General features: G+C 67.3%; 13 protein-coding genes. 3 read left to right on the top strand and 10 right to left on the bottom strand.

The genetic code is table 11. The features are described from left to right. Positions 1-97: 97 nt before the first annotated feature. From HS053_RS06345 to trpS, 3 genes are all read right to left on the bottom strand, one after another. Entirely contained in the window at positions 98-577 is a 480-nt protein-coding gene (locus tag HS053_RS06345; protein ID WP_174210368.1) for a VOC family protein, read from the bottom strand. A gap of 328 nt (positions 578-905) precedes the next feature. Continuing rightward, positions 906-1,985, bottom strand: a complete 1,080-nt coding sequence (locus tag HS053_RS06340; RefSeq protein WP_174210367.1) for a hypothetical protein — start codon at positions 1,983-1,985, stop codon at positions 906-908. Further along, the gene (gene trpS / locus HS053_RS06335) at positions 1,985-3,034 is read right to left on the bottom strand and encodes a tryptophan--tRNA ligase (RefSeq protein WP_174210366.1); all 1,050 of its coding nucleotides are present in this window, start codon (positions 3,032-3,034) and stop codon (positions 1,985-1,987) included. The genes HS053_RS06340 and trpS overlap by 1 nt, the downstream gene beginning before the upstream one ends. 89 nt (positions 3,035-3,123) lie before the next feature. Between trpS and HS053_RS06330 the strand changes: the two genes are divergently transcribed. After that, on the top strand, positions 3,124-3,807 hold the full coding sequence (locus HS053_RS06330; protein WP_194245507.1) for a rhomboid family intramembrane serine protease: 684 nt from the start codon (positions 3,124-3,126) through the stop codon (positions 3,805-3,807). A 29-nt stretch (positions 3,808-3,836) separates the two neighbouring features. Here HS053_RS06330 and HS053_RS06325 read toward each other — a convergent pair whose 3' ends face one another. The 4 genes from HS053_RS06325 to HS053_RS06310 all read right to left on the bottom strand — a co-directional run bounded on the left by HS053_RS06325 (position 3,837) and on the right by HS053_RS06310 (position 8,139). Beyond that, entirely contained in the window at positions 3,837-5,414 is a 1,578-nt protein-coding gene (locus HS053_RS06325; RefSeq protein ID WP_174210365.1) for a 5-guanidino-2-oxopentanoate decarboxylase, read from the bottom strand. Next, on the bottom strand, positions 5,411-6,595 hold the full coding sequence (locus HS053_RS06320) for a pyridoxal phosphate-dependent aminotransferase (protein ID WP_174210364.1): 1,185 nt from the start codon (positions 6,593-6,595) through the stop codon (positions 5,411-5,413). Before HS053_RS06320 ends, HS053_RS06325 begins: the two co-directional genes overlap by 4 nt. Further along, on the bottom strand, positions 6,592-7,272 hold the full coding sequence (locus tag HS053_RS06315) for a TetR/AcrR family transcriptional regulator (protein WP_174210363.1): 681 nt from the start codon (positions 7,270-7,272) through the stop codon (positions 6,592-6,594). The genes HS053_RS06320 and HS053_RS06315 overlap by 4 nt, the downstream gene beginning before the upstream one ends. A gap of 144 nt (positions 7,273-7,416) precedes the next feature. Then, positions 7,417-8,139 carry an SH3 domain-containing protein gene (locus tag HS053_RS06310; protein ID WP_241699764.1) on the bottom strand — a complete coding sequence of 241 codons (723 nt, stop codon included), beginning with the start codon at positions 8,137-8,139 and terminating at the stop codon, positions 7,417-7,419. A 138-nt stretch (positions 8,140-8,277) separates the two neighbouring features. Between HS053_RS06310 and HS053_RS06305 the strand changes: the two genes are divergently transcribed. Both HS053_RS06305 and HS053_RS06300 read left to right on the top strand, forming a co-directional pair. Beyond that, complete coding sequence (locus tag HS053_RS06305; protein WP_174210362.1) at positions 8,278-9,264, top strand: 2-hydroxyacid dehydrogenase; 987 nt, start codon at positions 8,278-8,280, stop codon at positions 9,262-9,264. Positions 9,265-9,386: 122 nt separating this feature from the next. Then, a complete protein-coding gene (locus HS053_RS06300; protein ID WP_174210361.1) occupies positions 9,387-10,049 on the top strand; it encodes a TerC family protein in 663 nt (220 codons plus the stop codon). Between the two features lie 50 nt (positions 10,050-10,099). Here the strand turns inward: HS053_RS06300 and HS053_RS06295 are convergent, their stop codons facing one another. From HS053_RS06295 to HS053_RS06285, 3 genes are read right to left on the bottom strand one after another with little or no spacing between them, the layout of a single operon-like run. Then, entirely contained in the window at positions 10,100-11,341 is a 1,242-nt protein-coding gene (locus tag HS053_RS06295) for an NAD(P)/FAD-dependent oxidoreductase (protein WP_174210360.1), read from the bottom strand. Between the two features lie 48 nt (positions 11,342-11,389). Beyond that, entirely contained in the window at positions 11,390-12,550 is a 1,161-nt protein-coding gene (locus HS053_RS06290; RefSeq protein WP_174210359.1) for an iron-containing alcohol dehydrogenase, read from the bottom strand. A 4-nt stretch (positions 12,551-12,554) separates the two neighbouring features. Further along, positions 12,555-13,934: an aldehyde dehydrogenase family protein gene (locus HS053_RS06285; protein ID WP_174210358.1), complete on the bottom strand. Its 1,380-nt coding sequence runs from the start codon at positions 13,932-13,934 to the stop codon at positions 12,555-12,557. Between the last annotated feature and the right edge of the window lie 19 nt (positions 13,935-13,953).

The raw sequence follows: 13,953 nt of genomic DNA, 5'->3' as shown, positions 1-13,953 counted from the left end.
GAAATCCCCCTCGCTCTGTCGGGCGACTTGATCATTCCCGCCGGGCGGGGGCAAGCCCGGCAGGATCGGGCCGGCAAGGCGGCGCCTGCCCGGGCGATCAGGCTTCGGCCAGAAGCGCGTCGAGGTTGAGCGGACGGCTGAACATCTTCAGCTTACCCGCGGCGTCCAGCGGCCATTCGGTGGCGGGGCGGTCGCGGTAAAGCTCAACCCCGTTGCCATCCGGGTCCGTCAGGTAAAGCGCCTCGCTGACGCCGTGATCCGAGGCACCGTCCAGCGGCCAGCCCGCCGCCATCAGCCGCGTCAGAACCTGCGCCAGCGCCTTGCGGTCGGGAAACAGGATGGCGGTGTGGTAAAGCCCGGTGTGTCCGGGCGGTGGCGGGTTCGCCCCCTTCGATTCCCAAGTGTTGAGGCCAATATGGTGGTGATAGCCGCCCGCCGAAAGGAAGGCCGCCTGCGTGCCATAGCGCTGCATCACCTCGAACCCAAGGATGCCGGAGTAAAAGGCGATGGCGCGGTCAAGGTCGGCCACCTTCAGGTGGACATGGCCGATGCGGGTTTCGGCGGGAAGGGTGGACATGGGCAGCTCCTGCGGTGGGACAGGGCCAAGATGGGATGGCGGGCCGCTGCCGAACAGGGCCGGCCGCGCACAGTGAGGGTGCGGCGCGGCAGGTTCGGGAAAAGCGCCCCCGGCCTGCCGCCGGGATCGGGGTGGATCGGCGGCAGGTCCGGAGGCAGGCCCGAATATCATGGGCCATCAGCGGGGACAGACGGGGGCATCGGCCCCCGGCGTGACCCTGGCAGAGGTTTGAATCGATTCGGTGACGCCTTGAAACCAAGGCAGGCCGCCCCGATGGGGATGTTGCGTCTTGCCTTTGCTCCGGTGAACCGGATCAAATGCAAACGCTTTAGCCGACGGGCGGCGGCACCTTGCGCAGCAAGGCCCGGCTGATCCTGCGGCTGGCGCCCGACCCGACCAGCCCCGCCAGCGACAGAAACAGCGCCGAGAGCGAGGCGGCCAGCGTCATCGCCGTTTCCGACAGCCGCAGCGTGGCCCGCATCAGCCGCGCCTTGCCCAGCATTTCGGCCCGGCCCACGGTTTTCGGCCCCAGCGCCTCGGCCGCGACGGCCAGCTTGCGGGCATCGGCGGCATCATCGACCAAGGGCAGAAGGTGCAGCGCGGTGGGGATGTCGGTGGCGGCGCGCAGCCGCTCAAGATCGGTCAGCGTGGCGGTCAGCGGCAGGAAGGCATCGGTGCGGATCACGGCGCGCAATTCCTCGACCGACCGCACGGCGGGAAGGGTGGCCCAATCCACCCCGGTGCGCACCGCATCGCTGGCCATCGCCACCAGCCGGGGCGACAGCCGCCCCATCTTGCGCGCCAGCTTCGCCAGCCCGGCCCCCGCCTTGACCACCACCGACGACCCGCCCGAGGCGACCACCGCTGCCGTTGCGCCCAACCCCACCACCGACAGGGCAAGGTCCACCCCATCCACCGCGTCACCCGCAGCATAGGCGATGCCCGCCCGGGTGATGCCGGCAATATCGCCGATGGGGGTCAGTGCGATGGGCGCCTGACAGAACATCACCTGCGAGAGCGAACATTGCGCCGGATCAAGCGCACAGGCCGCGCAGGAGGCCGCCTGCGCCAGCGCGCCATGGTCGCTGGCGCGGCTCATCGCAAAGCGGGTGCGCAACGGGTCGGGCAGGGGAATGGCGCGCTCTGCCGCAAGATCGTTCAGCGCATCCAGCGCCAGCCAGTTGCGCGGGCTTTCGTCCAACCTTGTGGTGATCCGTTCTGCCACCGCCTCGGGTGTCGCCACCTCGGCCAGCAGCCGGTCGGTTTCGGCGCGAACCCATTCTGCCCCCGCCTCGCGCAGCGGTGTGAGCGTGGGATCGGCGGCAATGCGCGCGCCGGTCAGGGCGGTGCCGGCGAAAGACCCCGCCAGCACCAGAAGCAGAAGCCGGCGGATCAGCCGGCGCAACATCAGCCGCGACGCCGCGAGCGGATCATGCCGGTGATGTCATAGACCTGCTCCAGGATCGGATGCGCGATGGTGTCGGCGCGTTCGGCCCCGGCACCAAGGATGCGGTCGATCTCGGCAGGGTCTTGCATCAGCCGGTTCATCTCGGTGGTGATCGGCGTGAGCTTGGCCACCGCCAGATCGGCCAGCGCCGGTTTGAAGGTGCCGAACTGGGCGCCCGCGAACTCGGCCACCACCTGATCGACCGTCAGGTCCGACAGGCCCGCATAGATGTTCACCAGATTGCGGGCGTCGGGCCGGTCCTTCAGCCCCTCAACCGTTTCCGGCAAGGGTTCCGGGTCGGTCTTGGCCTTGCGGATCTTGGCGGCGATCATGTCGGCGGTGTCGGTCAGGTTGATGCGGCTTTGATCCGAAGGATCGGATTTCGACATCTTCTTGGTGCCGTCACGCAGCGACATCACCCGGGTCGCAGCGCCTTCGATCAGCGGCTCGACCACCGGGAAGAAATCTACGCCAAAGTCGTTGTTGAACTTGATGGCAATGTCGCGGGTCAGCTCAAGATGCTGTTTCTGATCCTCGCCCACCGGAACCATGGTGGCGTGATAGGCCATAATGTCGGCGGCCATCAGGGCGGGATAGGCGTAAAGCCCAAGGCTTGCCGCCTCGGCATTCTTGCCGGCCTTGTCCTTGAACTGGGTCATCCGGTTCATCCAGCCCAGCCGCGCCACGCAGTTGAAAATCCACGCAAGCTCGGCATGGGCCGAAACCTGGCTTTGGTTGAAAAGGATCGAGCGGGCGGGGTCGATCCCGGCGGCGATGAAGGCGGCAGCCCCCTCGCGCGTTTGCTGGCGCAGCTTTTCGGGGTCTTGCCAGACGGTGATCGCGTGCATGTCCACGAGGCAATAGATCGTCTCGATCCCCTCGTCCTGTTTCTGGACAAAACGCTTGAGCGCGCCGAGGTAATTGCCAAGGGTCAGCCCGCCCGAGGGCTGAATGCCCGAAAAGATGCGGGGCGCGAATTTGGTCTGAGGCGTTTGGACCGGCTCGGACATGGGAACTCCATCTGGAAAGTTGCGTCCGAGGGGCTTATCGCTGGCGGGGGCGGGCGTCAACAAAACCCGCCGCCCTTCAAGGAGCCATCATGCAAGACCACAATGCCCCGCCCCTGAACCCGCTGCCAGCGGTGGTCTGGCTGCTGGTGCTGCCGATGCTGGCCTTGGAAATCGTGGTGGCCGCGGGCGAGTCCGGGCTGGTCGGCGGGCCCACCGCCATCGGCTGGCGGGCCGAGGCGGTGCAGGTTCTGGCCTTTTCGCCCGACATGATGCGAGCGATGATCGCGGCGCACCAATATCCGTTGGACGGGATGTGGCGGCTGATCAGCTATCCTTTCACCCATGCCTCGGTCAGCCATGCGCTGTTCTGCATCGTGATCCTGATGGCGATGGGCAAATTCGTGGGCGAGGCGTTCCGCTGGTGGGCGGTTCTGGCGGTTTTCGTCGTGGCAACGCTGGTGGGCGCGGCGGCCTTTACCGCGCTGCCGATGGTGAAACAACCGCTCGCGGGGGCCTGGGTGCCGATCTACGGGCTGATCGGCGCCTTCACATGGATCCTGTGGGACCGGCTGCGCGGCGCCGGGCGGCAGCGGCTGCGCGCCTTTTCGATGATTGGCACGCTCTTGGCGTTTCAGGTGATTTTCGGCGTTCTCTTCGGCACCGGCTGGGATTGGGCGGCGGAATTGCCGGCCTTTGCTTCGGGTTTTGCCCTGTCGTTTCTGGTGGCGCCGGGTGGGCCGGCCAAGCTGCAGGCGCTGCTGCGGCAGCGCTGAAGCAAGGCCGGAGGGGCCAAGAGGCCCCCTTACTCCCTGACCCTGACCTCGATCATACGGGGGCCGTCGCAGGGCTGCGACAACGCCCAGTGCAGCACCTCGGGCTCTTGCGGAACCGAGGTGAAGGGCAGGTCGCATGCGGCGGCAAAAGGCTCCATCTTCAGCGGCGAGGGGGAGCAGCCGATCACCTCGGTATTGGCGCCGCGCATGGCGTCGGCAATTTCGTTGAAGGCGGCGTTGTTCCAGACAAGGAAGGTGACCGGCAGCCTTTCATCCACCGCCGTGCGCAATTCGCCCGGGCTGAACTGCAATCCGCCATCGCCGATCAGGCAGACCACCGGCACCCCGGGGCAGGCCAGCGCCGCCCCCACCGCCGCCCCCGGGCCATAACCCAGCGCGCCAAAGCCGGTGGCGGCGTTGAACCAGCCGCCGGGCCGGTCGTGGTCATAGTAAAGGTTGGCGGCATAGACCGGCTGCGTGCTGTCGCCCACGATCAGCGCGCCCGGAACCGCGGCGCGGACCGCCTCGACCATCGCCAGCCGGGGCGGCATCAGCATATCCAGCGCGCTCAACTCGGTCCGGGCGGCTTGCCGGGCGGCTGCAGCGCGGGCGGCGCCATCGCCGGTCTTGGCGGCAACCGCAGCGGTCAGCGCGGCAATGAAGGCGCCCGCCTCGGCCCGGACGGGCAGGGCAACGGGGTGGCGGGCAAGCTGATCGGCGCAAAGATCAACCCGGATCATCGCCGAAGTGTCGGGAAAACCGCCGCGCATATACATGTCATAATCGGTCGGCCCGAACTCTGTTCCCAAGGCCAGCACCTGATCCGCCCCGGCGATCATCGCGCGGGTGGCGTCCAGACTGGGCGAGGCGGGCACGGCCAGCGGATGGCCATGCATCATGCCGCGCGCGTTCACCGTCTGCACCACCGGCGCGTCAAGCCGTGCTGCCAGCGCCGCCAGTGCCGCGCCATGGCCGCGCGCACCGCCCCCGGCAAGGATCACCACGCGCGCCGCCCGGTCCAAAAGCGCCGCCGCCTGCGCGACCTCAGCCGACGAGGCCACGGGCCGCGCGGGCAGCGGTGCCGGGGGCGGCAGCGCGGCGCAGGGCAGGGGCATCACATCGGTCGGCACCTCGATATGCACCGGACCGGGGCGGCCTGTCGCCATGGTGGCAAAGGCCCAGTCCAGCACCACGCCCACCTCTTCCGCAGAACCGATCTGGCGCGAGGGGCAAAGCGGGCGCACCATGGCCGCCTGATCGGGCAATTCATGCAGATAGCCCATCCCGCGCCCCAGCGAGCCCCGCCGGTTCACCCCGGAAATCACCAGAATCGGCACCGAATCCTCACGCGCCTGCCCCATCGCGGTCAGCGCATTGGTCAGCCCCGGCCCGGTGATCACAAGCGCCACCCCCGGCTTGCCGCTGGCGCGGGCATAGCCATCGGCCATGAAGGCGCAGCCCTGTTCGTGCCGCGCCGTGACATGGCGGACCGGGCTGCCCGACAGGCCGCGATACATTTCCACCGTATGCACGCCGGGAATGCCGAAGATCATCTCGACCCCGCGCGCTGCCAGCCCCTCGACCAGACGCTCGCCAACCGTTTTCATCGCCCGCCCTCCCGTTTTGCCGCAAAACCGGCGATCCGCTCGCAGGCCAGCGCAATCACCGCATCGGGCTGCGTCAGGCTCAGACGCAGCCAGCCTGCCAGCCCTTCGCCAAAGCTTTCGCCCGGCATCACCGCCACCCGCGCCTCATCCAGCAGGGCCAGCGCGAAAGCCTCGCCGCTCAGGCCGCTGGCGCGCACGTCCAGCAGGGCGAACATGCCCGCTTCGGGGCGATGCACCCGCAGCCCCGCCACGCTATGCAGCCGGTCATGGATCAGCCCGGCGCGATGGGCAAAGCGGGCGCGCATCCCCTCGGCCACCGTCGAAGGCCCCTGTATGGCCTGCGCCGTCATGTCGGCGATAAAGGGCTGCGAGCCGAAGAGCATGGTTTCCGACAGGGGCAAAAGCCGTTCGCAGAATTCCGCCGGGCCAACGCACCAGCCCGAACGGAACCCCGGCGCGGCATGGGATTTTGAAATCGAGGATGCCACCACCACCCGATCCGCCAGTTCCGGCAGATCGAGCGGCGAGACAAAGCGCGTGCCGTCGAACACCAGATCCTCATACACCTCGTCCGAGACGATCCAGAGGTCATGCGCGCGGGCCAGTTGCCCCAGCGCCTCGATCTCGGCACGTTGCAGCACGGCGCCGGTGGGGTTGTGCGGCGTGTTCAGGAACAAGACCCGGCTGCGCGGCGTGATCCGTGCCGCCACATCCGCCGCCTGCATCCGAAAGCCGTGTTCGGGATGCAGGGGCACCCGCACCAGCGTTGCCCCGGTCGAGGCGACAAGCCCCTCATAGGTGGCATACATCGGATCGCCCAGCAGCACCTCGTCGCCCGCGGTGACCAGCGTGTTCAGCACCGCGTAAAGCGTGGTCTGGGTGCCGGGCAGGGTCATCACGTTTTCGGGCCCGAAAACCCGCCCGCGCCGTGCCGAATAGCGCGCGGCCAGCGCCCGCAAGAGGCCCGGCTCGCCATGGCCGTTGGAATAGCCGGTGCGGCCGTCTTCCATCGCGCGGCTTGCCGCCGCGATCAACTCGGCCGGGGCGGGGACATCCGGCTCGCCGATGGTCAATTCGATCACCGCTTCGCCGGCCTGTTTCAGGGCACGGGCGCGGGCGTGGACCTCCCATTTCGCGCCGCCAAGGCCAGCCAGCCGGGCGGTAAGGGGGGCGTATTTCATGCAGATTCTCCGTTGGGGCCTGCCCCGGTCGGGGGCGGGGCGGCAGGGGCGGGTGGCGCCCCGGCAAGGGTGACGCCCAGAATGGCGCCGATGGCGTGCAGGCCGATGGCGACCAACTCGCCCGAAGCAAAATTGTCGGGCAGGGCGCTGCCCTCCATCCAGAGCCCGTCAATCACCGCATTGCAGGCGATGGCATCGCTGCGGCACCGGGCAGCATCGGAAGCGGGGCGGGGCAGCGCGGCAATCAGGTTTTCCAGAATGTCGCGGTAACCCAGATAGGTCTGTTCGTGGACCGCCCGCATCGCCGCATCGCTGCGCACCAGTTGCAGGAACCCCGCCCAGATCGCCAGCCGCAAGGGCTGCATCACCGGCGGCGTGAGCGAGGCCGTGACAAAGGCCGTCAGCCGGGCCAGCGGGCAATCCGGCGCCGTCTCCAGCACCGCCACGTTATCGGCGGTCATCTGCTCCATCATGTGGCGATAGGCGGCGCGGGTCAGGTCTTCCTTGCCGCTGAAGTAATGCCGGATCAGTCCCGGCGTCACCCCGGCCCGGTCGGCAATGGACCGCACCGTCGCCGCTTCAAGCCCGCCCTCGGCCACAAGCTCAAGCGCGGCGAGAATCAACGCCTCGCGGCGGCTCTCTTCGCTTTCGCGGCGATAGGGGCGGCGTTCGGTCATCGCGGACCTGTTGTTATACGGTTGTGTAATTCCTCGATAGTAAGTCCGGTTTCTGCGGCGATGCAAGAGGCGGATCACCGGCAGGAAAAGACTTTGCCTGCGGCCGGATTCGGTCAAGTGCGGAATCCATGACTTCCCGCAGGTTTATTCGACGATTTCTCCGGGATCGCTGCCCCAGATCTGGGCCTTGCTGACCCAGCCCTTTTCGCCCTCGACGCTGACGCGGCACCAATCTGGCGCGCATTCCGAAATCCGCCCGATCACCCCGGTTTCGGCCTGAAACAGGATATCGGCACCCGGATCGGGGCTGCGGCGGAAATCGGCCAGAGGGGCGGTGACCAGCACGGTGCGCACCCCCGAGAGCAGCGCATAATGCACCCAGCCGCCCATGCCCTCGGCATCCTCGACCCGGCGCCAGTTTTCATGCTCGGCGGTGATGCGCAACGGCATTCCGCCATGGGTGAACACCCAGTCGATCCGGTGGGTCAGGCCGGGGCCACGCCGGGCATTGCCGACATTGCCCTTGAGGCTGACATAGCGCGGGATCGGCAGATTGGTGACGGCACCACGATTGGGGTCGCGCACCGGCTTGGCGGGTTCGGTGGCGGATGTGGCCGCAGTAGGGGCGGCCTCAGGCGCGGTCGCCTCGGGCGCAGGCACGGTTTCGGGCGCCACATCATCAGGGCGGGGCTGGGGGCGCGGGCTGCTGACCGGCGCCGTCGGCGGGCGCGGCGCGATGGTGATGGTGGCGGGCGGCGCGGTTTCCTGCGCGCCTGCGGCAGGGCTCAGGCAAAGCGCCGCAGCAAGAACAAGCGCCCCCCGCCGCATCCGGGCGCCAAGCCAAATGACGGGGCCGGGCCTTTGCATCATCCGCTCCTTGTGGCCCCTGACCGCGACATTCCGCGCCCATCGCCGTTCATGCCTCATGCAGGGCTTGTGCAGCGCCCCGCTTGTCGGCACTTTGCCACCGAAGACAAGGATTTGGAAGTGCAGGGAGACATCCAGATGCCCGCAACCCGCCTGACTGTGGTCGTGACGCGACGCTTGCCCGAGCCGGTCGAGACCCGGCTCATGGAACTGTTCGATGTGGAACTGCGCGACCCCGACACAAGGATGAGCCGCGAAGAGCTGGCGGCGGCGATGCGGCGCTGCGACGTGCTGGTGCCCACCATCACCGACCAGATCGACGCGGGCCTGATCGCACAGGCGGGTGATCGGCTGAAGCTGATCGCCAGCTTTGGCGCCGGGGTGGATCATATCGACGTGGCCACTGCCCGCCAGCGCGGGATTCTGGTCTCGAACACCCCCGGCGTGGTGACCGAAGACACCGCCGACATGACCATGGCGCTGATCCTTGGCGTGACCCGCCGCATTCCCGAAGGGCTGCGCGTGATGCAGGCCGGTGAGTGGGAGGGATGGTCGCCCATGGCTTTCCTCGGCGGGCGTCTGGGCGGACGGCGTCTGGGCATTCTGGGCATGGGACGAATCGGGCAGGCCGTGGCCCGCCGTGCCCGCGCCTTCGGCTGTCAGGTGCATTACCACAACCGCCGCCGCCTGCGCCCCGAGGTGGAGGGCGAGCTTGAGGCGACCTATTGGGAAAGCCTTGACCAGATGATCGCCCGCATGGACATCATCAGCGTCAACTGCCCGCACACACCTTCGACCTTCCATCTGCTGAACGCGCGGCGGCTCAAGCTCTTGAAACCTTCGGCGGTGATCGTGAACACCTCGCGCGGCGAGGTGATCGACGAAAACGCCCTGACCCGTGGTCTGAAGGCGGGCGATATCGCGGGCGCCGGGCTGGATGTCTATGAACACGGCACCGAGATCAGCCCGGAACTGCGCGCCCTGCCCAATGTCGTGCTGCTGCCGCATATGGGCTCGGCCACCATCGAGGGCCGGATCGAGCAGGGCGAAAAGGTGATCATCAACATCAAGACCTTCGCCGACGGCCACCGCCCGCCCGATCAGGTGGTGCCGGGTATGCTCTGATACCTGTTTTCGCTGCCCGTGATGCGATCCTGTCCGCTTGGGCGGGTTGAAACCCGCGCGTGCCGACATTACCTGTCGGCGCAAAGCAACGGCGCGCGCAAAGCCAACATTCCGGGACAGACATGGAAATCTTCACCTATCCGGGCTTCATTGCCCTCTTGCAGGTAATCGGCATCGACCTCGTGCTGGCGGGCGACAATGCCATCGTGATCGGTCTGGCCGCCGCGGGCCTGCCCAAGGAACAGCGTGCCCGGGCGATTCTGGTGGGGATTGCCGCGGCAACGGTGATGCGGATCGGCTTTGCCCTGCTGACGACGCAGCTTCTGGCCATCGTGGGCCTGCTTCTGGCCGGGGGGGTGCTGTTGCTCTGGGTCTGCTGGAAGATGTGGCGCGAACTGCGCGCGGGCCATGGCGAACCCGAGCGCGCCGAAGAGGCGCTGACGGGCGAGGATCTGAACGCCGACGGCACCGTCGCAGGCGGTGGGCCGACCAAGACCTTTGCGCAGGCCGCGACGCAGATCGTCATTGCCGACGTGTCGATGAGCCTTGACAACGTGCTGGCCGTCGCAGGCGCGGCCCATGGCCATCCGACCGTTCTGATCGTGGGTCTGGTGCTGTCGATCGCGCTGATGGGTCTGGCGGCAAGCTTTGTGGCGCGGCTTTTGAACAAATACCGCTGGATCGCCTATGTGGGCCTGCTGATCATCGTCTATGTCGCGCTCAAGATGATCTGGGAAGGCTGGCATCAGGTTGAGCCGGTGGTTCTGGGCGCGCTGGGCGGCTGACCCTTCCCCGCCACGGCAGATCAGGCCGCCCTTCGGGGCGGCCTTTTTGCTTAGAACCGGGTCGGAAGATAGGGTGTGATGTCCAGTTCCGGCGCCCGTCCGCCCACCAGATCGGCCACGATCCGCGCCGTGATCGGCGCCAGCGTCAGCCCGATATGGCCGTGGCCGAAGGCGTGGATCACCTCGGCCCCGCCACGCGAGGGGCCGATCACCGGCAGGCTGTCGGGCAGCGAGGGACGGAACCCCATCCATCTGCGGTCCGGTTCGCCCAGATCGGGGAAGATCGCCCGCGCCCCTTCCAGCAGCCGCGCGATGCGGTGGGGGGAGGGCGGGGCGGTCAGCCCGCCCAGCTCCACCGTGCCCGCCACCCGCAGCCGCCCCGACATCGGGCACAGATAGAACCCGCGCGTGGTGGGGCAGGTGGGCCGGGTCAGTCGCGGCTGGCCCATATCCCATTCCAGATGATAGCCGCGCTCGGTGTCTAAGGGCACCCGGTCGCCCGCCTGCCGGGCAAGGTCGCGCGAATGCGCCCCGGCGGCGATGATCACCCGCCGCGCATGCAGCCGCAGGCCGGGGCCTTCGACCACGATGCCGTCAAACTGGCGGGTCAGCGTTTCGGCCCGGGCCTCAACGACCTCGGCCTGCGCCCGCACCTTCCGCGCCAGAAGCTGCACCATCGCCCCCGGATCGGCCAGAAACACCGCCTGCGGAAAGAAGGCGGCCCCGCCTTCGACGGGGGGCAGGCCCGGTTCCATCTGCGCCAGCGTCTCTGGCGAGATCAGCTCGACCGCGATGCCCAGCGCCCGGCGCCCGGCCATATCTGCCTCGGCCGCGCGAAAGGCGGCTTTGGTTTCATAAAGATAGAGGCAACCGCGGTTCTGCAGGATGCCGCTGCCGCCGATCCGCCCGGCCAGCCCCTGCCACGAAGGGCAGGCATCGGCCACCAGCCGCGCGATGGCGGCGGCATTGCGCGCCGCTGGCCCCGGCAGCGATTGCCGGGCAAAGCGCAACAGCCATGGCGTGAGCGAGGGCAGCGCCGCCCGGCGGATCGCCAATGGCGACATCCGGTCAAACAGCAGCGAAGGCAGATTGCGCAGCACCGAGGGCGTGCCGACCGGCATCACCGCGTAATCGGCAATGGTGCCCGCATTGCCGTAAGAGGCGCCCATGCCGGGCGGGCCGGGATCGACCAGAACCACCTCGCGCCCCTCGGCCAGCAGGCGCTCGGCTATGGCAAGGCCCACAACCCCCGCCCCGAGAATTGCGATATCGGTCGTAAGGTGGCGGGTCATTGGGGGCTTCCTGAGGGGTGAGCGGCGGCAGGCGCCGCCCACGGGCTTTTACATGCAGGCCACGAAAAGCGCACGGGTGTTCTCATGCGTCATTTCCACCGGATTGCCGCCGCAGGACGGGTCTTCCAGCGCCATTTCGGTCAGCATGTCGAGATCGGGGTTCGTCACACCCAGTGCGGTCAGCGTCTCGGGAATGTTCAGCACCCGGCGCAGTTCCACGATCGTGTCCCGGAAGCCGTCAAAACCCCCCGCGATGCCCAGATAGGCCGCCGCCGCCACGATCCGCTCTTCGATGGCGGGCCGGTTCATATCCAGCACCATCGGCATGACAACGGCATTGGTGGTGCCGTGATGGGTGCCGTAAACCGCGCCGATCGGGTGCGACAGGCTGTGGATCGCGCCAAGCCCTTTCTGGAAGGCCACGGCGCCCATGGCAGCGGCCGACATCATATGCGCGCGGGCGTCCAGATCGTTCGGGTTGTTATAGACCTTGGGCAGGTTTTCAAACACCAGCCGCATCCCTTCCAGCGCAATCCCCTGGCTCATCGGGTGATAGAACGGGCTGGAGTAGGCTTCAAGGCAATGGGCCAGCGCGTCCATGCCCGTGCCTGCGGTGATGAATTTCGGCATCCCCACGGTCAGCGCCGGGTCGCAGATTGTGACGACGGGCAAAAGCTTGGGATGGAAGATGATCTTCTTCTTGTGGGTGGCCGAATTGGTCAGCACGCCCGCCCGGCCCACTTCGCTGCCCGTTCCCGCCGTGGTCGGCACCGCGATGATCGGCGCGATCTTCGAGGCATCGGCGCGGGTATACCAATCGTCGATATCCTCCAGATCCCAGACCGAAAGGTCGGCGCGCTGATGCGCCATCAGCGCGATCATCTTGCCAAGGTCGAGGGCCGAGCCGCCGCCAAAGCAGATCACGCCGTCATGGCCACCGGCCAGATAGACAGCGATGCCGTCAGCCATGTTCTTTTCATTCGGGTTCGGATCGACTTCCGAGAAAACGGCGGTCCCTAGGCCCGCCTTTTCCAGAACGGCCACCGCCGCAGCGGTGATCGGCAGGCTGGCCAGCGCCTTGTCGGTCACGAACAGCGGCTTTTTCACGCCCGCCGCCGCGCAATGTTCGGCCAGTTCGGCAATCCGGCCGACGCCGAACTTGATCGCGGTGGGATAGGACCAGTTCCGGTTGGGAACGTTGTGGGTCATGGTGTCAGACCTTCTTGAGATGATAGGATTTCGGACGGGTCACCGAGAGGAACCCCAGATAAGACAACGATCCGCCGCGCCCGGTGTCCTTGCAGCCGGTCCAGCAGAGCGCCGGGTCAAGGTAATCGGCGCGGTTCATGAAGATGGTCCCGGTCTCGATCTGCGCGCCGATGGCCGCGGCGGTGTCGTAATCGCGGGTCCAGATGCTGGCGGTCAGGCCGTAAGGCGAGTCGTTCATCAGACGGATGGCCTCGGCATCGTCCTTTACCTTCATGATGCCGACGACCGGGCCGAAGGATTCCTCCATCATCACCCGCATGGAATGGTCAACGTTCACCAGCACCTGCGGCGCAAGATAGGCGCCACCGTCATCGGCAGGGAAATGCGCCGGGTCGATCAGCGGTTTGGCGCCCGCTGCCACCGCTTCGGCGATCTGGTCGCGCACCACCTTCGCAAAGCGCTTGTTGGCCATCGGGCCAAGGGTGCTTTCCTTGTCGAACGGATTGCCCAGCTTCAGCGCCTTGACCCAAGCCACGGCCTTTTCGACGAAGGCGTCATAAAGGCTTTCGTGGACATAGATCCGCTCGATCCCGCAGCAGCATTGCCCGGCGTTGAACATCGCGCCATCCATCAGCGTATCAACCGCCGCATCCAGATCGGCATCGGCGCGGACATAGCCGGGGTCTTTGCCGCCGAGTTCCAGCCCGGGGGGCGTAAAGGTGCCCGCCGCCGCCCGCTCTATCGCCGCGCCGCCCCCGACCGAGCCGGTGAAGTTGACGAAGTTGAAGGCACGGGCGCCAATCAGCGCCTCGGTCGTGGCGTGATCAAGGACGACATTCTGGAACACATCGGCGGGAACGCCCGCCGCATGGAACGCCTCTGCCAGACGCTCGCCCACCAACAGGGTTTGGCTGGCATGTTTCAGCACCACGGTATTGCCCGCGATTAGCGCCGGAACCAGCGTGTTGATCGTGGTCAGATAGGGATAGTTCCAGGGCGCCACGATGAAGACCACCCCCAGCGCCTCACGCGCGAGGTAGCGGCGGAATTTGTCGCTGTCTTCGACGACCTTGGGGGCCAGCGTTTCGGCGGCAATCTGCGACATGTATTCGGTGCGGGCATTCACGCCGCCGAATTCGCCGCCGAACCGGGTGGGGCGGCCCATTTGCCAGGCCAGCTCCTCGACGATCACGGGCGCCATCTCGTTCAGTTTGGCGACACCGGCCTTGACCAGCGCAATCCGCTCTTCCAGCGGGCGGGCGGCCCAGCCCTTTTGCGCGGCGCGGGCGCGGGCGACGGCGGCCTTGGCGGCATCCGGGGTCAGCGGCACGCGCTCGGCATAGACCGAGCCGTCCACGGGGGAAATCAGTTGAATGGGTTTCATCGTCCTGTCCTCATGACAA

This window comes from Tabrizicola fusiformis (genome assembly GCF_013328815.1).
In the GTDB taxonomy this organism is placed as follows: Bacteria; Pseudomonadota; Alphaproteobacteria; order Rhodobacterales; family Rhodobacteraceae; genus Fuscibacter.
This window is presented reverse-complemented; position numbering and strand designations above follow the sequence as displayed.

Coding starts and splice junctions, on each gene's coding strand:
- HS053_RS06345 (WP_174210368.1), bottom strand. CDS start 577: ATGTCCACCCTTCCCGCCGAAACCCGCATCGGCCATGTCCACCTGAAG.
- HS053_RS06340 (WP_174210367.1), bottom strand. CDS start 1,985: ATGTTGCGCCGGCTGATCCGCCGGCTTCTGCTTCTGGTGCTGGCGGGG.
- trpS (WP_174210366.1), bottom strand. CDS start 3,034: ATGTCCGAGCCGGTCCAAACGCCTCAGACCAAATTCGCGCCCCGCATC.
- HS053_RS06330 (WP_194245507.1), top strand. CDS start 3,124: ATGCAAGACCACAATGCCCCGCCCCTGAACCCGCTGCCAGCGGTGGTC.
- HS053_RS06325 (WP_174210365.1), bottom strand. CDS start 5,414: ATGAAAACGGTTGGCGAGCGTCTGGTCGAGGGGCTGGCAGCGCGCGGG.
- HS053_RS06320 (WP_174210364.1), bottom strand. CDS start 6,595: ATGAAATACGCCCCCCTTACCGCCCGGCTGGCTGGCCTTGGCGGCGCG.
- HS053_RS06315 (WP_174210363.1), bottom strand. CDS start 7,272: ATGACCGAACGCCGCCCCTATCGCCGCGAAAGCGAAGAGAGCCGCCGC.
- HS053_RS06310 (WP_241699764.1), bottom strand. CDS start 8,139: ATGCAAAGGCCCGGCCCCGTCATTTGGCTTGGCGCCCGGATGCGGCGG.
- HS053_RS06305 (WP_174210362.1), top strand. CDS start 8,278: ATGCCCGCAACCCGCCTGACTGTGGTCGTGACGCGACGCTTGCCCGAG.
- HS053_RS06300 (WP_174210361.1), top strand. CDS start 9,387: ATGGAAATCTTCACCTATCCGGGCTTCATTGCCCTCTTGCAGGTAATC.
- HS053_RS06295 (WP_174210360.1), bottom strand. CDS start 11,341: ATGACCCGCCACCTTACGACCGATATCGCAATTCTCGGGGCGGGGGTT.
- HS053_RS06290 (WP_174210359.1), bottom strand. CDS start 12,550: ATGACCCACAACGTTCCCAACCGGAACTGGTCCTATCCCACCGCGATC.
- HS053_RS06285 (WP_174210358.1), bottom strand. CDS start 13,934: ATGAAACCCATTCAACTGATTTCCCCCGTGGACGGCTCGGTCTATGCC.